At 55.2% G+C, this 19451-nt stretch carries 18 protein-coding genes; 4 read left to right on the top strand and 14 right to left on the bottom strand.

Annotated elements, in window-relative coordinates:
- Position 1: 1 nt before the first annotated feature.
- Positions 2 to 1954 (top strand): alkyl/aryl-sulfatase, encoded by a 1953-nt coding sequence (locus ACFQDM_RS14120; protein ID WP_377380082.1) that lies wholly within the window; start codon positions 2 to 4, stop codon positions 1952 to 1954.
- Positions 1955 to 2026: 72 nt separating this feature from the next.
- On the opposite strand, the gene odhB is transcribed toward ACFQDM_RS14120, so the two are convergent.
- From odhB to ACFQDM_RS14175, 11 genes are all read right to left on the bottom strand, one after another.
- Positions 2027 to 3550: a 2-oxoglutarate dehydrogenase complex dihydrolipoyllysine-residue succinyltransferase gene (gene odhB, locus ACFQDM_RS14125; RefSeq protein ID WP_377380084.1), complete on the bottom strand. Its 1524-nt coding sequence runs from the start codon at positions 3548 to 3550 to the stop codon at positions 2027 to 2029.
- 27 nt (positions 3551 to 3577) lie between these two features.
- Entirely contained in the window at positions 3578 to 6598 is a 3021-nt protein-coding gene (locus tag ACFQDM_RS14130) for a 2-oxoglutarate dehydrogenase E1 component (protein WP_377380086.1), read from the bottom strand.
- A gap of 403 nt (positions 6599 to 7001) precedes the next feature.
- Positions 7002 to 7904 (bottom strand): succinate--CoA ligase subunit alpha, encoded by a 903-nt coding sequence (gene sucD, locus ACFQDM_RS14135; protein ID WP_377380088.1) that lies wholly within the window; start codon positions 7902 to 7904, stop codon positions 7002 to 7004.
- 29 nt (positions 7905 to 7933) lie between these two features.
- Positions 7934 to 8353 (bottom strand): PIN domain-containing protein, encoded by a 420-nt coding sequence (locus tag ACFQDM_RS14140; protein ID WP_377380090.1) that lies wholly within the window; start codon positions 8351 to 8353, stop codon positions 7934 to 7936.
- Entirely contained in the window at positions 8350 to 8577 is a 228-nt protein-coding gene (locus ACFQDM_RS14145) for a ribbon-helix-helix protein, CopG family (protein WP_377380092.1), read from the bottom strand. The genes ACFQDM_RS14140 and ACFQDM_RS14145 overlap by 4 nt, the downstream gene beginning before the upstream one ends.
- 66 nt (positions 8578 to 8643) lie before the next feature.
- Positions 8644 to 9552 carry a hypothetical protein gene (locus ACFQDM_RS14150; protein WP_377380094.1) on the bottom strand — a complete coding sequence of 303 codons (909 nt, stop codon included), beginning with the start codon at positions 9550 to 9552 and terminating at the stop codon, positions 8644 to 8646.
- Positions 9553 to 9684: 132 nt separating this feature from the next.
- The gene (locus tag ACFQDM_RS14155; RefSeq protein WP_377380096.1) at positions 9685 to 10023 is read right to left on the bottom strand and encodes a DUF952 domain-containing protein; all 339 of its coding nucleotides are present in this window, start codon (positions 10021 to 10023) and stop codon (positions 9685 to 9687) included.
- Positions 10024 to 10205: 182 nt separating this feature from the next.
- Positions 10206 to 11399, bottom strand: a complete 1194-nt coding sequence (gene sucC, locus ACFQDM_RS14160) for an ADP-forming succinate--CoA ligase subunit beta (protein ID WP_377380098.1) — start codon at positions 11397 to 11399, stop codon at positions 10206 to 10208.
- A gap of 201 nt (positions 11400 to 11600) precedes the next feature.
- Positions 11601 to 12971, bottom strand: coding sequence for an MFS transporter (locus tag ACFQDM_RS14165; protein WP_377380100.1), 1371 nt, complete (start codon positions 12969 to 12971; stop codon positions 11601 to 11603).
- The gene (locus tag ACFQDM_RS14170) at positions 12940 to 13344 is read right to left on the bottom strand and encodes a hypothetical protein (protein ID WP_377380102.1); all 405 of its coding nucleotides are present in this window, start codon (positions 13342 to 13344) and stop codon (positions 12940 to 12942) included. The genes ACFQDM_RS14165 and ACFQDM_RS14170 overlap by 32 nt, the downstream gene beginning before the upstream one ends.
- A 51-nt stretch (positions 13345 to 13395) precedes the next feature.
- The gene (locus tag ACFQDM_RS14175) at positions 13396 to 13851 is read right to left on the bottom strand and encodes a DUF2141 domain-containing protein (protein ID WP_377380104.1); all 456 of its coding nucleotides are present in this window, start codon (positions 13849 to 13851) and stop codon (positions 13396 to 13398) included.
- 190 nt (positions 13852 to 14041) lie between these two features.
- Here ACFQDM_RS14175 and ACFQDM_RS14180 point away from each other — a divergent pair, with 190 nt between their 5' ends.
- Positions 14042 to 14788 (top strand): LytTR family DNA-binding domain-containing protein, encoded by a 747-nt coding sequence (locus tag ACFQDM_RS14180; protein ID WP_377380445.1) that lies wholly within the window; start codon positions 14042 to 14044, stop codon positions 14786 to 14788.
- Between the two features lie 10 nt (positions 14789 to 14798).
- Here ACFQDM_RS14180 and ACFQDM_RS14185 read toward each other — a convergent pair whose 3' ends face one another.
- The 3 genes from ACFQDM_RS14185 to ACFQDM_RS14195 all read right to left on the bottom strand — a co-directional run bounded on the left by ACFQDM_RS14185 (position 14799) and on the right by ACFQDM_RS14195 (position 18405).
- Positions 14799 to 16112 carry a TAXI family TRAP transporter solute-binding subunit gene (locus ACFQDM_RS14185; RefSeq protein WP_377380106.1) on the bottom strand — a complete coding sequence of 438 codons (1314 nt, stop codon included), beginning with the start codon at positions 16110 to 16112 and terminating at the stop codon, positions 14799 to 14801.
- A gap of 486 nt (positions 16113 to 16598) precedes the next feature.
- Positions 16599 to 16955: an ArsR/SmtB family transcription factor gene (locus ACFQDM_RS14190; RefSeq protein WP_377380108.1), complete on the bottom strand. Its 357-nt coding sequence runs from the start codon at positions 16953 to 16955 to the stop codon at positions 16599 to 16601.
- Between the two features lie 34 nt (positions 16956 to 16989).
- Positions 16990 to 18405, bottom strand: coding sequence for a M28 family peptidase (locus ACFQDM_RS14195; protein ID WP_377380110.1), 1416 nt, complete (start codon positions 18403 to 18405; stop codon positions 16990 to 16992).
- A 93-nt stretch (positions 18406 to 18498) separates the two neighbouring features.
- Here ACFQDM_RS14195 and ACFQDM_RS14200 point away from each other — a divergent pair, with 93 nt between their 5' ends.
- Positions 18499 to 19227, top strand: coding sequence for a 2OG-Fe(II) oxygenase (locus ACFQDM_RS14200; RefSeq protein WP_377380112.1), 729 nt, complete (start codon positions 18499 to 18501; stop codon positions 19225 to 19227).
- Positions 19227 to 19430: a hypothetical protein gene (locus ACFQDM_RS14205; protein WP_377380114.1), complete on the top strand. Its 204-nt coding sequence runs from the start codon at positions 19227 to 19229 to the stop codon at positions 19428 to 19430. The genes ACFQDM_RS14200 and ACFQDM_RS14205 overlap by 1 nt, the downstream gene beginning before the upstream one ends.
- Positions 19431 to 19451 lie beyond the last annotated feature (21 nt).

The following is a 19451-nucleotide window of genomic DNA, read 5'->3' on the forward strand; positions in this document are numbered from 1 at the left end:
CATGCTTGTATGGAAATCTTTATTGTCTTCGAGCGCAATTGCAATTGTGCTTGGCCTGCAACCCGCTCAGGCCGAAGAGCCGAGCGCTGAGACCAGCGCGGCAAATGCAGCTGTGCTTGAGAGCCTGCCGTTTGAAACCGATCAGCAGGACTTCGACTGGGCGATGCGCGGCTTTATCGCCACGCGTGAAGACCCGAAAATCACGGATGAGGATGGACGGGTTATCTGGGATCTCTCGGCGACGGAGTTCCTTTCAGGTGATGCCCCTGACACAACAAATCCGAGCCTATGGCGAAATGCCAGATTGATGGCGGTCTCTGGCCTGTTCCAGTCTGCCAAAGATGTTTATCAGGTCCGTGGATTTGATCTCGCGAATGTCACGTTCGTTCGAGGAGAGACCGGATGGATCGTCATTGATCCTCTGACGTCGGGCGAGACGGCAACTGCCGCGTTTGAGCTTCTTCGCAAGGAAGTTGGTGACGCGCCGATTTCGGCCATTGTCTATACTCACTCGCACGGGGACCACTATGGCGGCTCAAAAGCCATGATGCCGTATGCGAAGGCGGATATTCCCATCATTGCGCCAGCTGGTTTCGTTGAAGAGGCGATTAGCGAGAACATTATAGCAGGTCCGGCCATGCGCCGCCGCGCCATGTATCATGTGGGCGACCCGCTGGCGCTGAATGCGCGTGAGAAAATCGGTACCGGCTTAGGCGTTGGCCTGGCGGTTGGCAGCTTCGGCATGGTCCCGCCAAACACGTTGGTTTCAGAGACGGGTGAGGCGCTCACGGTCGATGGCGTCAGAATGGTCTTTCAGATGACCTCAGGAACCGAAGCGCCCGCTGAGTTCAATATCGGCTTTCCGGATCTCGGTGTGGTCAATATCGCAGAGAATGCGAACCCGACCCACCACAACATTCTGACGCCGCGTGGTGCCAAGGTACGCGATGCGAAAACCTGGTCAAAAAGTCTGACCGAAGCGATCGATATGTTCGATTATGCTGACGTTCTGGTGGTCAGTCATGGCTGGCCAGTCTTTGGTTCAGAAGAGATTACCGAATATCTGGGCTTTCAGCGCGACGCCTACGCCTATCTGCATGACCAGACGGTTCGCATGATGAACCAGGGGCAGACACTTCAGGAGATCGCAGACGCGTTTAAGCTTCCGGAAGCCCTGGCGAAGAAATGGTATAACCGTCCCTATTATGGAGATTACCGCTTCAATACGCGTGCGGTTTATCAATTCTATCTCGGCTGGTTTGACGGCAATCCGGTTCATCTTGCGCCATTGCCGCCAGAGAAAGCGGGGCAGAAATATGTTACGGCCATGGGTGGCGCAGAAGCCGTGCTGGCAATGGCGCAGACATCGTACAATGCTGGAGATTATCAATGGGTGAGCGAGCTCCTTAATAAGCTCGTTTTTGCAGATGATACGAATGCACCTGCGAAAGCGCTGTTGGCCGACACGTATGAGCAAATGGGTTGGCAAGAAGAGAACGCGCTGTGGCGCAATTTCTATCTGACGGGCGCTTATGAGTTGCGAAATGGGGTTCGGGCCCTACCGGAGTCGAACGCGATGCGCTCGGCTGAAACTCTGGCCGGCATCCCGACTGAAGCGATTTTCGATGTCCTTTCAACGCAGGTAAATCCGGAACGCGCCGGGGACCTATCCTTACGGCTCGGATTTGTCTTCCCGGACAGAGATGAAAGCTTTACGCTGACCCTTCGAAACGGGGTGCTTATCCAGCAGGACAAATTGCTCGGGGATGAGACATATGATGTGCAGCTGACCGCTAATCGAGCCGACTTCCTGAACGCCATGCGCGGTGAGGGTGGTTTGCAGCAGGCCATCGCCAGCGGCGCGGCCAGTCTGACTGGCAATCCTCAGGCACTGCGTCAGTTGGCTGGTGTTCTGGATCAGCCCGATCCAGTTTTTGCGATCGTGACACCTTAAGAACCACTTCAGACTATAAAAAAGCCCCGCCAGATCGGCGGGGCTTTTCCGTTGTGTCTTGTGAGTGACGATCTAGACGCCGAGCAGCATCCGCTCTGGATTTTCCAGCGCTTCTTTCACACGTACCAGGAAGGTCACGGCTTCCTTGCCGTCGACAATCCGGTGGTCGTAAGAGAGCGCCAGATACATCATCGGACGGATGACAACTTCGCCATTGATGGCCACAGGACGCTGTTCGATGCGGTGCATGCCGAGAACGCCGGATTGTGGTGGATTGAGGATAGGTGTCGACATCATCGAGCCGTAAACACCACCGTTTGAAATGGTAAAGGTGCCGCCTTGCAGATCCTGCATGGACAGTTGACCGTCGCGTGCTTTCTTGCCGAGATCGGAAATCGCACCCTCAATACCTGCCAGAGACAGCGCATCACAGTCGCGGACAACCGGTACAACGAGGCCTTTCTCGGTGCCGACCGCGACGCCGATATCATAGAAATTCTTGTAAATGATGTCCGTGCCATCGATTTCAGCGTTCACAGCCGGAACTTCCTGAAGCGCATTCACGACGGCTTTCACAAAGAAAGACATGAAGCCGAGTTTCACGCCGTGGCGCTTCTCGAAATTGTCTTTGTATTCCTTGCGCATGGACATGATGTTGGTCATGTCGACGTCGTTGAAGGTCGTCAGCATTGCTGCCGTGTCCTGAGCTTCTTTCAGGCGGCGGGCAATCGTCTGACGCAGACGGGTCATTTTTACGCGTTCTTCGCGAGGACCGGTTGCACGTGGTGTTGCAGACGGTGCTGGTGCAGATGCCGTTTTTTCCATCGGCTTTTTCTCCAGATAAGCAAGTGCGTCACCCTTGGTGGCGCGGCCGTCTTTGCCGGTTCCAGGGATCTTGGATGGATCAATGTTGTTTTCAGACGCAATGCGACGAACAGCTGGTGAAACAGGCGCATCACCAGATGGTGCAGAGCTGCTGCTGGTCGGCGCGGGTGCAGATGCCGCAGGCGCTGGTGTCGGGGTTGGGGTCGCAGCGGCGCCATCTCCGGCAGAAATCCGTGCGATCAGCGTACCGATCTCAACTGTTTCGCCTTCTGAAACGACGATTTCGGTCAGAACGCCATCAATTGGAGATGGGACTTCGACGGCGACCTTGTCGGTTTCGATTTCGACCAGCGTTTCGTCTTTTGAGACCGCGTCGCCCGGTTGTTTCATCCAGCTTGAAAGCGTGCCTTCCGCAACACTCTCACCCATCGCAGGGACGGTGACCTCCACAGTTTCGCCAGACGCGTCAGAAGCAGCTGGTGCGTCGTCGGATTTTGGCGCTTCTTCTTTCGCAGCCGGAGCTGAACCTTCTGCACCGCCTTCTGAAAGTTTCGCCAGAAGGGCGCCTATTTCAACGGTCGCGCCTTCTTCTGCGATGATCTCAGAAAGGACACCAGCTTCCGGTGCTGGAACCTCAACCGAAACCTTGTCGGTTTCCAGCTCAACAATCACTTCATCTTTCTCGACGCTATCGCCAGCAGATTTGAGCCATTGTCCTACAGTCGCTTCGGTGACGGATTCGCCGAGCGTTGGGACTGTGATATCGGTCATGGGTGTTGCTCTCTCCGATTGCGGCGCTCAGGCCGTCTCAAAAGTTGTACAGTTTCCGCTGTCGCCAAGGGCAGCGTCGATGAAGGCGTCGCGTTCAGCGACATGCTTTGACATGAGGCCCGTCGCTGTTGAAGCGGATGCACGGCGACCTGCATAAAGTGGGCGCGTGTGTTTGGCTTCAACCTGTTCCAGACACCATTCAATTTCGTCACGAATAAAGGTCCAGGCGCCCATATTACGCGGCTCTTCCTGGCACCATACCATCTCTGCCTGCGGGAAGCGCTTCAGCTCCTGCATCAGAGACTTGCGTGGGACCGGGTAAAATTGTTCGACGCGCAACAGGTAGATGTCGTCGACACCGCGTTTTTCGCGCTCTTCGAACAGATCGTAATAGACTTTGCCCGAGCACATGACGACGCGGCGGATCTTATCGTCTTTGACGAGTTTCACTTCGCCTTCGCGACCCGGTGTTTCCGCATCGTCCCACAGAACGCGGTGGAAGCTGGAATCCGGTCCGAGATCGGCCAGTGAAGACGTCGCAAGCTTGTGACGCAGAAGCGATTTTGGCGTCATGATGATCAGCGGCTTACGGAAGTCACGGTGAATCTGACGACGAAGCGCATGGAAATATTGTGCCGGAGTCGTCAGGTTGCAGACTTGCATATTGTCTTCAGCGGCCATCTGGAGGAATCGTTCCAGACGGGCGGAAGAGTGTTCCGGGCCTTGTCCCTCATAACCGTGTGGCAGAAGGCAGACGAGGCCGGACATACGCAGCCATTTTCGTTCACCTGATGAGATGAACTGGTCGAAAAGGACCTGAGCGCCATTCGCGAAGTCACCAAATTGGGCTTCCCACAGTGTCAGCGTGTTCGGATCGGCGAGCGAGTAGCCATACTCGTAGCCAAGCACGGCTTCCTCAGAGAGAAGCGAGTCGATGACTTCGTATTTCGCCTGTCCATCACGGATGTTGTTGAGCGGTGTGTAGCGCTTTTCCGTTTTCTGATCGACGATGTGCGAGTGGCGCTGAGAGAACGTACCACGACCTGAGTCCTGACCGGACAGGCGAACCGGGAAACCTTCGTTCAGCAGAGAGCCGAAGGCCAGGGATTCCGCTGTTGCCCAGTCGAGCCCGGTACCGCTTTCAATCGCATTTTTGCGGGCGTCGAGGACGCGGGCCAGTGTTTTGTGCGGCGTCAGGCCGTCAGGGACGGTCGTGATGGATGTGCCAATGTCGTTCAGAACGTCCATTTCGACGGCGGTATTGCCGCGACGCTCGTCACCTTCCGGCAGGCCGAGACCGGACCATTTGCCATCCAGCCAGTCAGCGCGATCTGCGTGATATGTTTTGCCTGCCTCAAATTCCTTGTCGAGGAAGGTATCAAACTCGCTCAGCCATTCTTCGACTTCGTCACGGGAAACGATGCCTTCCTTGATCAGGCGATCAGAATACAGCTTGCGAACGGTCGGGTGGCCTTTGATCTTCTTGTACATCAAAGGCTGCGTGAACATCGGTTCGTCGCCTTCGTTGTGACCAAAGCGGCGATAGCAGAACATGTCGATCACGACGTCCTTGCCGAATTGCTGGCGGAACTCCGTCGCAACCTTCGCAGCATAGACCACAGCTTCAGGGTCATCACCATTGACGTGGAAAATCGGTGCTTCCACCATCTTCGCAACATCAGACGGGTAAGGTGAAGAGCGCGAATATTTCGGGCTCGTCGTGAAGCCGATCTGATTGTTGACGATGTAGTGGATGGTGCCGCCTGTGCGATAGCCCATCAGACCGGACAGTGCAAAGCACTCTGCAACAACGCCCTGACCCGCAAACGCCGCATCGCCGTGAAGTAGCAGAGGCATGACTTCTGCGCGGCGTCCTTTTTTGGACTCGCGTTTGACGAAAGCCTGTTTGGCGCGGCATTTGCCAAGCACAACCGGGTTCACCGCTTCGAGGTGAGATGGGTTGGCTGTCAGAGACAGGTGAACATTGTTATCGTCGAAGGCGCGGTCAGAAGACGCACCCAGGTGATATTTCACGTCGCCGGAACCAAACTCGTCAGCGCCCTGCGAAGAGCCGCCCTGGAATTCGTGGAAGATGACTTTGTATGGTTTGCCCATAACAGCAGCCAGAACGTTCAGGCGACCACGGTGTGGCATGCCGAGAACGATTTCTTTTACGCCAAGCGCGCCGCCACGCTTGATGATCTGCTCCATTGCAGGGACAGCAGCTTCGCCACCGTCCAGACCAAAGCGTTTTGTGCCCGGATAGCGTTTGTGAAGAAACATCTCGAAGGCTTCGGCTTCGATCAGCTTCTTAAGGATGGCGATCTTGCCTTCCTTGGTGAAAGCAACGCCTTTGTCCGGCCCTTCAATGCGTTCCTGCAGCCAGGATTTCTCTTCCGGGTCGGAAATGTGCATGAACTCAATGCCGACCGTCGAACAGTAAGTCCGTCTCAGCACATCCAGCATCTGACGGACGGACGCGTATTCCATGCCGAGATAGTAGTCGATGAAGATCGGGCGATCCCACATATCCGGCGTGAAGCCATAGCTTTGCGGATCGAGTTCCGGCTGATCACCAAAATCGTTCAGACGCAGCGGATCGAGATCGGCTGCCAGGTGCCCACGCATGCGGTAGGCGCGGATCATCATGATCGCCTTGATGGATTCCTGCAGTGTGCGGGAGATGTCTTCCTGGCTTGTGCCTGGTGCTGCGCGCTCGACGATTTTCTGTGCCAGCTGTGGCTCGTTCACGCCCCACTGATAGTCAATCGCGTCGGTGTTTTCATCGCGGCTTGTCAGAGGCCAGCCAGCGGGTGTCCAGCTTGGGCCGCCAGCCTGCTTCGAGACGGGCTCACCTGTGTCGCCATAGCTTTCGAAAAAGCTGCGCCATCCGGCCGGGACGGAGTTCGGATCCCGGTCATAGTCCGCCTGAAGTTGTTCGATGTAAGTGGCATTGCCGCCGTAAAGAAACAGCGTGTCCAACATGGCAGCATTGGCTTCAGATCGAGAGCCGTTAGAGCCGTTTGGAGGTGTGCCGTCGTCAGCCATAGTATTTACGTCCTGAGGGTCATGTCTGTTTTCACTACAGAACACGGTTTTCGTTGCTAACCTATTTAGGAAATTTTGCTTAAAAGCGAAACCCAACCTTGGTCAAAGGTGCGTCATTCTCCACTTAAGGCAATTTCTAAAAAGGCTAGCTTTTAAAAATTGCCCTCCGCTAAACAAAATTTGCGCTTTCCGCAACGTAGTTGCGCCCTAAATCGTCGATTTCACGCAAAAAACTTTTAATATCGCCATAGAATTTTTCTATAGGGCCGGTTCTGTGGTGTTCGGCTGACGGTCACAGTTCTGCTTCCCGTATTTGCATAGCTTTTTTGCCGTTCAAATGATCCGAATGCAGAAAAAAAAGGGAGCCCGGAGGCTCCCTTTTCAAATCAGAATCTAAAAGCGTTTAGCCTTTCAGGACTTCCTGCAGCGTCACACCGAGGCGTGCCGGAGAAGGAGAGACCGTGATGCCAGCTGCTTCCATAGCGGCGATCTTGTCGTCTGCGCCGCCTTTGCCGCCGGAAACGATCGCGCCAGCGTGGCCCATCGTGCGGCCTGGAGGCGCTGTACGACCTGCGATGAAGCCAACCATTGGTTTCTTGCGGCCTTTCTTCGCTTCGTCGATCAGGAACTGAGCTGCATCTTCTTCGGCCGAACCACCGATCTCACCGATCATGATGATGGATTCTGTTTCGTCGTCAGCCAGGAAGAGTTCCAGTACGTCGATGAAGTTCGTGCCGTTGACCGGGTCACCACCGATGCCGACAGCTGTTGTCTGGCCGAGGCCAACTTCAGATGTCTGGTAAACCGCTTCATAGGTCAGCGTACCGGAGCGGGAAACAACGCCCACAGAACCTTTTTTGAAGATTGAACCCGGCATGATGCCGATTTTGCACTCTTCAGGTGTCAGAAGACCTGGGCAGTTTGGGCCGATCAGGCGGGATTTGGACTTTTTCAGTTTGTCCTTCACGCGGACCATGTCCATGACCGGTACGCCTTCAGTGATACAAACGATCAGTTCGATTTCCGCGTCAATTGCTTCTTCGATTGCGGCTGCTGCGCCTGCTGGTGGAACGTAAACCACAGAAGCCGTCGCACCTGTCTTGTCTTTGCCTTCTGCGACAGACGAGAAGATTGGCAGTTCCTGACCATTGTCAGCTGTCCAGTTGGTGCCACCTTTTTTCGGGTGGATACCGCCAACCATTTGCGTGCCGAAATATGCGAGCGCCTGGTTGGTGTGGAAAGAACCGGTGTTACCCGTCATGCCCTGCGTCAGGACCTTCGTGTTCTTGTCGATCAGAATAGACATTAGCGTTTCCCCTGTTTGGAAGCTTGGATTTAGACGAATGGATTGACGACCGAAACCCCTTTATGGGTCAGGCCGTCGGGAAAGTTTTGTGCATAGAGCTTGTGGCAACCGAGCCGCTCTGCGCTCACGAGTTTTCGGGCGATCCTGATTGGCAGCTGTGCGTCAGACGAAAGCTGTGCAGCCTCGCGCAGCATGCTTGTATCGGCCTGCTGGCACGGTTTCAGTGTCAGCGCCTTTACCCAGTCATTGGCAGCAGAAGACGAGAGCGGCGTCGTTCCGACGCTTGTGGCCAGTTCGAAGAACTCGCCCAGCACATCAGTCGATGTGGCGTAATTTTCCTCCAGAATGATGTTGCGGGCGATGTCATATTCTCTGGTCGCGTTCTCGCGCCCCATCGCAGCATACAAAAGAAGGTCCGTGTTCAGAAACACCTCGGCAACATCGATCATGGCAGCACCTCAAGAGATGGTCGCCAGTCACCCAGACGGCCTTCAGAGGTTTCCATCAACCGCAGCAGCGCTTCACGCGCTTCGTCGCGTGTACGTTCTTGTTCGACAAGTCTGGTCAGAAACTCACGTACCATTTCATTCACGCTGGTCCGCTTCATGGCCGCGAGCACCCGCACCTTGGCGAGCAGGTCTTCATCAATGGCGAGTGTAATGTTCTTGGCCAAACCTTGCCTCCACATAACCCGTGTAACACAGGATATGTGTGGGATGAAGCCGGATTTTGGGTTTCATCAGCCGGCCTGAACGGGAACGCTGATGCGGATGGCGGGCGGCATGGCGCGTTGCAGGGCACCGACATATTTGAACATGCGGCTTTCCAAGTCCCCAAGTGCCTCTGCGATATCGGCAAAGCGTTCCTCGCGAGCCTTTTCGTCCGTCGTTGGCGAGTTGAGCGTAGACTTGCGCGCAAGCTCAAAGGATTCGCGTAGTTCTGTCGCAAAGCCACGAAGTCCGTGCGCAAAATCAATATCGCCGCGCAGCTCCCAAGCGAACGGGGTATCATCCAATCGTACCTGCATGGTTTCGACTTTCTGATAGGCCTGAATGCCGCGCATCATGTCCGCATTCGCTGGTCTGTCGCCCGGCACTGTTGGCACTGTTTCAGAAATCTCCGATGGCGATGTGTCGGCCATCGGGCCCGACGCGTCATCTGTCGCTGCGTCTTCGGTCGGGGCTGGCCTTGCATTTGCGGTGGAGATACTGGGCAGGGCTGGCATGGCGCCGCCTATACCACCTTGCGCGCCAAGAATTTTCGCCAAAGCCTGCTGGGCCTTTTGATAGGCTTTCATGATCTTTTCGAGTTCACCGCCTAGCCGCAAAAGCTGTTCAGCGAGTTTATCGGGATCATGCGCCCACATTTTTCGGACCAGCTTCAGTTCTTCTTTCAGGCGTTCAAAGTCCTCACGCGCTCTGTTCTTCTCGCGCGATAGCCGCTCCACTTCCGGATCGCTCTGCACGGCTGAGCTGTCGTCGCCCTCCTTTGCCTCCGACAGGAGGGGGCTGTCTTCAGATTTCGCAATAGGGGTGGCAGCGCTGGTTTGCCAGGCTCCGTGCGTGCCCTCTGGCACGTTTCCATGCCGAGCCGTCCGCCCAGTATATGGCGTCACGCTGGATGCGACGGATGAAAGAAGAGCGGTCACGGATTTTCTGCTTTTTCCGCAGTCTCCCATGACCGTTCTAAGAAAAAGCTCGACGTCAACCGCAATTTTACAGGAAATTTTGCCGAACTTACCGGTCTGCCTGAATCATTTTCTGATCAGCGCGCCGCCGCGTCACAGATCGTCCGGAAACGCATGCTCATTGTTCGCGCCAAGCGTGAGCGGCCTTGTCCAGATCACATCGTCTGCTTTCAGCACGCGATAGAGATGCGGGAATTTCGCGCCGCCGCGCGAAACTTCCCATTTGAGATCATCGCCAAGCGTGTCGGTCTCCAAGGCGAGAAGAAAGAGATTGTCCTCTCCGGCAAAATGCTTAGCGGCAGTTTCTTTCACCTGATCAGCCGTGGAGATGTGGATATAACCATCCTGCAAGTCGATCGGTGCGCCGAGCGTTTCGCCTTTCGCTTCAAATTCGGCCTGTTCGTTGGCGCGGAGGATTTTGTAGATCAGCATGCTTGCAGTCCCTGAGGGTCGTCGTGTGATCGCAGGTTCCAGACGTGGTCTCGAACCCATGCCAGAGCGCAGGCCATAGGGCCAGTCTGATGTTTCAGGCCGTGGTGTTTGCCTTTCACGAACGCCAAAACAAAAAAGGCGAGCCGAAGCTCGCCTTTTCAAAGTCAGGATGAAACCAGACCTTATTTCTTCACAGCGTCTGTGATTTTCTTCGCAGCGTCGTCGAGATCATCTGCCGGGATCACGTTGAGGCCGGAATTCGCGATGATTTCCTTGCCCTTCTCAACGTTCGTACCTTCGAGGCGAACAACGAGCGGCACAGAGAGGTTTGTCTCTTTTACTGCAGCGATGACACCTTCAGCGATGACGTCACACTTCATGATACCACCGAAAATGTTGACGAGGATGCCCTCAACATTCGGGTCTTTCATGATGATCTTGAACGCTGCAGCAACTTTCTCTTTGGAAGCACCGCCGCCGACGTCACAGAAGTTGGCTGGCTCAGCGCCGTAGAGTTTGATGATGTCCATCGTGGCCATAGCGAGGCCAGCACCGTTCACCATGCAACCAATATTGCCATCGAGCGAGATGTAAGCGAGGTCCCATTCGGACGCTTCGATTTCTTTCTCGTCTTCTTCGGTCGTGTCACGCAGTTCCATGATGTCCGGGTGACGGAACAGAGCGTTGCCGTCGAAAGAGACTTTTGCGTCGAGCACGCGCAGGTGCTGATCTTCCATGACGATCAGCGGGTTGATCTCGAGCATGGACATGTCTTTTTCGGTGAAGGCCTTGTAGAGGATCGGGAAGAGCTTGAAGCCATCTTCCTTCGCTGTGCCTTCAAGCTTCAGAGCTTTGCAAAGCTCTTCGCAATCGGCTTCAGTGACGCCCTGTGTCGGGTCGATATTGATGGTGAGGATTTTCTCTGGCGTCGATTCAGCCACGTCCTCAATGTCCATGCCGCCTTCTGTCGACACAACGAATGCAGGCTGGCCTGTTTCGCGGTTGACGAGCAGAGAGCAGTAAAGCTCTGTCGCGATGTCGGCACCGTCTTCAATGTAGATGCGGTTGACTTGCTTGCCTTCCGGACCGGTCTGGTGCGTGACGAGCGTTTTGCCGAGCATGGCTTTGACGTTTTCGTAGACTTCTTCAGGAGAGAAGGCGAGGCGAACGCCGCCCTTTTCGCCTGCGTCAGCTTCCTTGAATTTACCCTTACCGCGACCACCAGCGTGAATCTGACTCTTTACGACCCAGAGAGGGCCTGGAAGCTTTGCTGCAGCCTCTGCTGCTTCGTCTACGGAAAATACGGCATAACCGTCTGCAACCGGAGCGCCGAAGGATTTCAGCACAGCTTTTGCCTGGTGCTCGTGAATGTTCATGGATGCTGCCTCTATTGTTGATGGCGGCGTAAGCCCCCTAAGACAGGACTGGGTTATAACAATCGGGTAAGGGCTGGCAACTCCGTCGTTAGGGGAATTGTTTTCTTTCTGCCGCCAAATTTCAGACTCCGGGGCAAGAACGCTACGTAAAGCGGTTTTTCTGCCAAAGCTTTTGCCACCATCCGCGCGGGAAACAGGCGTTTAGTGTGTGCCGTCTGTGCGTGGATCGATCTCGACGCCCGCAAGGGAGGTCGGGTTGACGAACTCATAGGATTCGCGCTCGTCATCCTCGACTGCGGCTTTTGCGCGACGTCTCCAGAGCATGGCGACCAGCAGGAAGAAGCCCATGAAGATCTCGGCAATGAACAGGCCGCGTGTTTCCAGCGGTGAACTCATGATGAAGCCGAACAGGATTGGGCCGATCACAGAGCCTGCGGCCCAGACGAATAACAGGCCGGACATCATGCGAGAAATCTTGTCCGGCTCACAGCGATCTGCCGCGTGTGCCACGCACAACCCATAGAAGGAAAGCGCGCCAGCGCCCCACAGGGCAACAAGCCCCTGTATCAGTAGGGATGACGGGCTGCCGTCCAGAATGGCGAGAAAGAGGGCGGCCACGCCGGAAAGCGCGCCCATAATGCCAACGACGATGCGTCGGTCGATGCGGTCGGAAATATAACCGGCCGGGAACTGGCTGATCACACCGCCCAGAAACGCGGCTGCCATCAATTGGGCAGCGGTCCCGGCAATCGATCCGCTTTCGGCCTTTTCGGCAAATATTGGCAACAGAGAGAGAAAGCCCGTGTTCGACACGCCGGCTACGAAAACGCCGATCACGGCGGACGGGGCAACTTCCACCATGCGCTTGAACGGGAACGGGGAGGCATCTGGCGGATCGGGTTGCACCCGGCGTGTCACGCAGATTGGGATCAGCGCAAGCGACATGAAGATACCGCACCACATATAGGGCTCCAGATCGGCTGGCAGGTTTCCGGTCGCGAGGAAGGGGCCCAGAATGAGCGCCATTTTGGCGGCGACGTGATAAATGCCGAGTACAGCGCCGCGCTTTTCCGGCGGTGTGACCTCTGTCATCCAGCTTTCATCGCTCGCGAGCATCAGTGCGAAGCTGACGCCGTGCGCAAATCGCATAATGCTCCAGACATAGGGGTCGCGGAACATGGCCATGATGAGGGTGGTTGCGGCGGCAATCCCGGCGGCGAAGGCAAAACAACGGATATTGCCGATGCGACGGATCACTTTCGGTGCGTTGGCTGCGCCGATCATGAAGCCTGCAGAATAGATCGCGGCGATAATACCGATCACGCCATTGGACAAATTCTGATCGCCAAGGGCGAGCGGCACTATGACGCCGAGCAGGCCGCCTGCAATCTGTAACAGAGCGGCGGCCAGAATGAGGGTCGCGACGTTTCTAAAAGCCAGCATGATCTTCGATTGATTTTTTGAGTTGAAGCAAAGCCAGTCCAGCATGATTGGCGCTTGCCGACAAGTTTGTTGGCTTTGCTTTAAACTCGGATGAATCTCAACCCCAGTTTCCACCAAAGAACATAGCATGGAGCAATCTGCCAGGCATGAAGGCAATTGCGCCTGGGATCAGAAGGGCGCCGAAGATCAGCCCGCGGGCTGCTTGCTTGTGTCGCTTCCAGTCTCGCTTGGCGATGCCCATCGCTACACCGAACAGCCCCATAAAGGTTATGGGCACGAAGATGTGGATGAAGCTCGGCCAGCCATGGTTGAGATGCATGATGAACATAGCGGAGACGGCTGTGATGGCGAGCAGGATCGCTGTCGTAATGCCCAGAATGCGATGCGCGCTTCGTCCTCGTGGTAGTAATAATAGTGAGAGTCCCAGAAATAAGGCCCCGACTGCTCCAATCGCATGGATCTGGATGGCGGGGCTGGCATAGGAAAAAAGTTCTAAATTCATGAGGCGTGTCCCGGTGAAGGAGGGCTCCTCGCAGAGAGGAGCCGGTCTGAACTAGCGAAGCTTGATGGTTTGCGTTTGGGCATCTTCGGATACAGAAAAGCGGATATCGTCCCATTGAGGTGGTCCGAGTTTCGGGAGCGCATCGTTTGAAAAACCATAGGGTTCGACCGGAATGCCAAATTTTCCGAGGTTCAGCTTTCCGTCTCCATTCACGTCCTGAAACAGGGTGATCGCGTAATCGCCTTCCGGTAGGTCTGAAAACTCAGACTCCAGAGTGTTGTCTGAGACTGTTGGTCGGATACCTTGCAGCGCATCTTTGACGCGATAGTTTTCTGCGCCCTGAAAAATCGCAATCATCATGCGACCCGTCGGGGTCTCAATCCCATCAACCTTGATCGTGAGTGTATGTGTATTGGCCTGAGCGCTGGCATTTGCAAGCGCTGGTGTCGATGCGAGGAAAAGGCCTGCAATGCTCAGTGCGGCGAGTGCTGATTTGGCGTGTGTCATTGGATCATCTCTTTTCAGTTTGCGCAGCGACCGGGCTGGTGCGCTGCTGACGAGATGACTTTGTGGCCAGGTAGAAACGAAGGCGCGCCGATTTGCATAAAAGGGGTGCTGGCATTCGCGAAACGTCGCTATTGTTGTTCGCGAAGCGTGAGTGACATGTTCAAAATCAGGGGGTTACCGTTTGCGAAGCGTGATTAACTGGCGAAAGCGCGGTCTGGATCTCGCGGTTCTCGCGGGAATCGGAACGTTTCTTTCGATCGTCAGCCCTTACGGCGCCACATCGGCCATGCCGGTTTGGGGAAGTTGGCTCTACTGGGTTGGGCTGATTATCTATGGCGCTCTGATCGGAGAGTTTTTCGCCTGGAGTACAGCCCGATTTCTTTCCGGTCTGCCCGACTGGATTCATTGGCTGATTGTGTCCCCGTCGACCGCACTGATGGTGACGCCAGTTATTGCGATCGTGCATTCCCTGTTCAGTAGCGCGATACCTCTGCGATTTCTGCCAACGCTCTACCTTATGGTTTGGGTTATCTCTGCTGCCGTCACAGGCATTGGCTATCTGAGGAGCCATGGCCAGAAACAGGCGGAGCGTGTGGGTGAATCGGATACGGGCAAACTGGCTTTGCGAAGTTTTTCAGATCGTCTTCCGGTGCCATTTCGAACCGCTGAATTATATGCCCTGTCATCCGAAGATCACTATCTCCGGGTCTATACGAGTGCGGGCGAGCACATGTTGCTGGAGCGCCTCGGGCATGCGGTTCAAGCGCTTCAGGAGGCGCCTGGGTTGCAGACGCACCGATCTTGGTGGGTCGCTGAAAACGCGATTGAGCGCGCACAAAGCCAGTCCGGCAAGATTACGCTGACGCTGAAAAATGGCGTTCAAGTCCCGGTATCTCGTTCATTTCAGAAGCGCGTCCGCGAAGCGGGATGGATCTGACGTTAGGTTGCTAGTGTGAAGCTGTATCTGTTGAAGGCATTTGCGCATCGCCGTCTCTCAGATCCATGCGCCCAACCAGTTCGTTGACGAAGAGAATATGGCTGCGAAGTCGATAAAGTTCGTCGGTATAGGCTTCAGGCACTTCGACGCGTCCGACTTCTGCCTGCAGATGAGCGAGTTCCAGCCTGACTTCTGTCAATTCCTCATCCGTCGTGGCCGCGCGGCCGCGGCGTTCCAGCTCACGTAAGTCTTTGTACCAGATGTAGATTTTCCGACGTGTCCGCCAACGATAGATGGGCGGCGCAGCGCGGGCGAGCGGTATGGCCAACGTCACGAGCGGGATCATCAGAACCCATGCACGTTCCAAAAAATTCGCAACGGCAAACGGAAAATAGCGTCGCAGAAAGCTCGGTCCGCGCGAATAGAACCGCTCAGCTTCATCCGCGAGCGCCAGATCGATCCTGTCAGGATTGGGAAAGGTGCCAGGTTCGGCAAGCAAGGTGCCCCGGCGGTGGGTGTCCACCATGGCTTCGATCAGAAGGGCCTGAATTGCCGGATGCAGCTTCTTGCTGACCACGATTTCTGCGGCTGGAGAGATGAGCTCAATCGGCGCGCCTGGCAGATTGTCGTGCAGGTCGAGGCCGCCTTCAGGGAAAATGACGCGTTTGAGATATGGAAATCGCCTTTCATAGGCCAAAGCGCGTTTGAAACTCATGACGGCAATGTTCGGGTCCGACAATAATTCTAGGACGAAGGGTGCATCCGGACCGGAAACCGCCATGAGAACATCCACGTCGGAATTTCGCAGCGCTTCAGCGCCCTCTGCGCTGCTCATTGTAAAGAGCTCTGCGTCGACTGCATTATGGGCCAGAAGGTCGCTGACCAGACCTCTCGTGCCGGAGTTCGCCGATCCGGCGGCAATTCGAAGGCCATTCATATCGCGCAGTTCGTCCGGCGCTTCGCCATCGACTAGCAAACCCTGACGATAAAAGACCCATAATGGTTCGAAAAAGATGGCACCCAGTGACATCATCAGGTCGGTATCTTCGGGGGTCGCCAGCCCGCCCTGCACGATCGTGGCATCTGCCTCGCCATTGCGCAAAAGAGCCAGATTTTCTCCAGACCCATTCGTGGTCAGGATTTCAAGGCCGACATCCTTATCGTCAAAAACGCGTTTGTATGCTTCGGCTGTCAAAGCATAGGCCCCCATTTCGGCACCGGTGGCAAAATGGATTTCCTTTGGCGGGGCAGGTGCAACAAAGCGGGTCGAAATGATGAGAGCGATCAGCATGATGACAATCGCCGGCCAGTATGTGCGCAGCATAGTGATTTAACCTCGTCCCCAACAAGGAGCGATCATGCCGGAGCTGCGACCAGCATGCCAGTCTCTTTTCAAAAATGTTGGAATCAAAGCGGCCCGTTCGTCATGACTGACACCTTCCGGCCTCACTTGCCCTGAGATCATCTTATTCTGGGACTACTGCTCCTTATTCCCGCCGTGCTCGTCTGACCAAGTAGGTCGGAACAAAAGTGCCACTCTATGAGTTTTAAATCAGGCACGGCAGAAGGAACAGAGACATGACCGCTACCAACTGGCTCCGAAAAGCCGTTCTGGTCACGATGATTACAACGATGACCGGCGCGAGTCTCTGGCTCCTGGTTATGCAGAACGCATCACCTTTCTGATTTCACACGCGCAAATCTCCCGTACGCAGACGGATTGTGAGACGCACACCTCTCCGGTCCACCGAACTGCGAACTTCAGGCCCTCGTGTTATGCCCCAACACGAGGGCTCATTTTATCTGTTGATCAGCCGACCAGTTCAGGTGTCTTACAGCTTTGCTGTGTTGCCTGATTGAGCGCTTTGCAAATCGATGGATTGTTGTCGCAGCAGGTTTCCACCAGCATGGAAATCAGATGACTGACGGCACCGATCTCGGTTTTGTAGATCATGCGTCGTCCGTCACGTTCGACAGAGAGCAGGCCTGCGTTCACAAGAATTGTCAGGTGGGCCGAAAGTTTGTTCGGCGCCACATTCAGCTCTTCTGAAATTTTGCCGGCCTGAATGCCTTCTGGCGTTGCTTTCATCAGATAACGAAAGACACGTAATCGCGTATCCTGTGCCAGGGCGGACAAGCCCATCAGCGTTTTTGAAAAATCATCCATCTCGAATCGCCTGGATATTACTTGTTATTGATTATCATTCTGAACTTAGGGCAGTCTCGTCTTTTCTGAAAGACCAATTCATTTCTGCCGCCAGATAAGCGAAAGCTGCATACGTGCTGACGTTCTGGCGGAAATCTGCCGGATCTATTTTATCGAATGTGTCGTCCGGCGTGTGGTGCAGATCAAAATAATCCCAGCCATTCTGCTGTGGCGTTACAACTGGCACACCGCTGCGTGCCAGCATGGAGATATCCGGGCCGCCGCCGGCTTCATTATTGCCGGGCGCTATACCAAGCGGTTGGAGGGCTTCTTGTATGGCGCGGGCATAGGGGAGTGCGGCTTCGGAGAAGCGGGTGTCAAACCGCCATATCCGGTCAGCCCCGAAATCACTTTCGGCGGCGAGCACGATATTGCTCAAGTCAGCAGCATGTCGCTTCGCATAAGCATGGCCCCCGAGCAGTCCGACTTCCTCTGACCCATAGAGCACGACCTGAATCGTTCGGCGCGGCGCTTCCTCCAGCTCCATGATCAGCTTTGCAGCGCCCACGACAATGCCGCAGCCTGCGCCATCATCAATTGCACCCGTGCCGAGATCCCAGCTGTCGAGATGGCAGCCGATCAGGATTTTCTCGTCCGGTGTTTCCCGTCCTGTGATTTCCGCGATGACATTGCCGGATGGCGCATTCGGGCTGGTCTCGACCTGAATGTTGAGATTCACCGTGACAGGTTGCCAGCTCATCAGACGTGTCAGCTGGTCTGCATCGGGTGGAGACAGAGCTGCGGCAGGGCCGGCACCTTCTGCTTCTCCTCTGGCCATCATGCCGGTGTGTGGAAAGCGGGCTGTTTGTGTGCCGACAGAACGGATCAGGCAGGCGAGACCGCCCTTGTCGATCGTTGCTGTCGCACAATTGCGTCGCTTGCGGACAGCCATCCCGTATCCGGAGCCATCCTGTGTCCGGGTCATTTTTTCATCGATAAAGACGATTTTGCCTTCAACCAGCTCTCTTGAAGCGGCATTCAGTTCCGCCATGTTGGAAAAGCGGACCAATTCAGCGGTGATCCCGCCCTCTGAAGTGCTGGTGGACCCGCCAAGCGCGGTAATGGTCAGCGGTTGCGGAGCGGGAGATACCACGCTGGCGCTTTCTTCGATCCGGTTCCAGTACGGAATGGTGAAAGGCTCGATGGTGACGGAATCGAAGCCGAGCGCCTTGAGTTCAGCAGCAGCCCAGTCGCGTGCACGCGCCTCTGCTTCGGAACCGGCAAGTCGAGGCCCGATGCGGGTCGTGAGATCTTCGGTAAAGGTCAGGCCGACATCATCGGTGCTGCCTGCCACAATAAGTCGCTGAACGGTGTCTTCGACAGGCGCCGGAATTTCAGCTACCTCTTGCGCCGCGGCAGAAAGGCCTGCCAATACGCTTCCGAAAAGAACAAAACGAAACTGGTCCAACATAGCTCTCGATTCCCGGATACAGTAAGTAGAAAAGACGGCCCGAATGTCAATTTAATTGCGCTTTAGCGGACTACTATAAGAAGAATTTTGCAGATGAAAGACAATTTCCCACCAATTCGCCTGCGTCCTGGTCTCGATCCTGCGCCGTTCGCGCAAGCGTATGCGGAAAAGAAGTTTGTTCAGGTCCCGGATATTTTTGAACCTGAGCTAGCGCAGGCGCTGGAACAGATGCTGTCTGGCCTTCCATGGCGGCTGACCTTTAATGAGCCGGGAGAAGGCAATATCCAGCTGACCCGAGAAGACATGCAAAGGCTTGGTCAGCAAGGCGTGCAGCAACGCATGGCAAATGTCATGAAGCTTGCGACGCAAAACTGGGGCTATTGCTACAATACTTACCAGATGAATCAGGCGGCGCGAGAGCAACGCGACCCTGATCACCCGATCCATCAGCTGACGCAATTTCTGAACAGTCCGGAGTTCATGGAATTCGGTGCGGCCATTATAGGTGAAACCGGGATTACCCAGGTCGACTGTCAGGCCACGCTCTATACGCGCGGATCGTTTCTGACGCGGCACATTGATGATGGCATCCACAGTGAGCGCCGTTGCGCTTACACGCTTGGCTTCACCGATGGCTGGATGACGGACTGGGGCGGACTTTTGATGTTCCTGGATGAAAACACCGACATTGAGTCGGCATTTCTGCCGCGATTCAACACACTGACTTTATTTGATGGCCGGAAAATCCACTCGGTGAGCCAGGTTTCTGCATTCGCGGGTAAGCCAAGGTTATCGATTGCCGGCTGGTTGAGGAATGACTGATGCGTAAGTATTTTTTCTGGTTTGGCGTAGCCAATATTGTACTCGGCCTGATCCTGGCGCTCTATATGCTTTTGAACATCGAAGCCTTTGGATCACTGGAGAACGCAGATACCAGCAAGATCGAGGTGTTCTTTATTGCTTTCGCACCGATCTTTACTGGCATCGCTTTGATGATTTCAGGCTGGCCGCAGAAAAACCGCTGAATCGACATCGAGTGTGCCTGG

This window comes from Ponticaulis profundi (assembly GCF_042659465.1).
Taxonomy (GTDB): Bacteria; Pseudomonadota; Alphaproteobacteria; order Caulobacterales; family Hyphomonadaceae; genus Ponticaulis; species Ponticaulis profundi.

What these genes read in the sequence shown, in the direction of transcription:
- ACFQDM_RS14170 (WP_377380102.1), bottom strand. Translation starts at nt 13,344, where the DNA reads ATGAATTTAGAACTTTTTTCCTATGCCAGCCCCGCCATCCAGATCCAT.
- ACFQDM_RS14155 (WP_377380096.1), bottom strand. Translation starts at nt 10,023, where the DNA reads ATGCTGATCTACAAAATCCTCCGCGCCAACGAACAGGCCGAATTTGAA.
- odhB (WP_377380084.1), bottom strand. Translation starts at nt 3,550, where the DNA reads ATGACCGATATCACAGTCCCAACGCTCGGCGAATCCGTCACCGAAGCG.
- ACFQDM_RS14165 (WP_377380100.1), bottom strand. Translation starts at nt 12,971, where the DNA reads ATGCTATGTTCTTTGGTGGAAACTGGGGTTGAGATTCATCCGAGTTTA.
- ACFQDM_RS14120 (WP_377380082.1), top strand. Translation starts at nt 2, where the DNA reads ATGCTTGTATGGAAATCTTTATTGTCTTCGAGCGCAATTGCAATTGTG.
- ACFQDM_RS14190 (WP_377380108.1), bottom strand. Translation starts at nt 16,955, where the DNA reads ATGGATGATTTTTCAAAAACGCTGATGGGCTTGTCCGCCCTGGCACAG.
- ACFQDM_RS14200 (WP_377380112.1), top strand. Translation starts at nt 18,499, where the DNA reads ATGAAAGACAATTTCCCACCAATTCGCCTGCGTCCTGGTCTCGATCCT.
- ACFQDM_RS14205 (WP_377380114.1), top strand. Translation starts at nt 19,227, where the DNA reads ATGCGTAAGTATTTTTTCTGGTTTGGCGTAGCCAATATTGTACTCGGC.
- ACFQDM_RS14175 (WP_377380104.1), bottom strand. Translation starts at nt 13,851, where the DNA reads ATGACACACGCCAAATCAGCACTCGCCGCACTGAGCATTGCAGGCCTT.
- ACFQDM_RS14195 (WP_377380110.1), bottom strand. Translation starts at nt 18,405, where the DNA reads ATGTTGGACCAGTTTCGTTTTGTTCTTTTCGGAAGCGTATTGGCAGGC.
- ACFQDM_RS14185 (WP_377380106.1), bottom strand. Translation starts at nt 16,112, where the DNA reads ATGCTGCGCACATACTGGCCGGCGATTGTCATCATGCTGATCGCTCTC.
- ACFQDM_RS14130 (WP_377380086.1), bottom strand. Translation starts at nt 6,598, where the DNA reads ATGGCTGACGACGGCACACCTCCAAACGGCTCTAACGGCTCTCGATCT.
- ACFQDM_RS14140 (WP_377380090.1), bottom strand. Translation starts at nt 8,353, where the DNA reads ATGATCGATGTTGCCGAGGTGTTTCTGAACACGGACCTTCTTTTGTAT.
- sucC (WP_377380098.1), bottom strand. Translation starts at nt 11,399, where the DNA reads ATGAACATTCACGAGCACCAGGCAAAAGCTGTGCTGAAATCCTTCGGC.
- sucD (WP_377380088.1), bottom strand. Translation starts at nt 7,904, where the DNA reads ATGTCTATTCTGATCGACAAGAACACGAAGGTCCTGACGCAGGGCATG.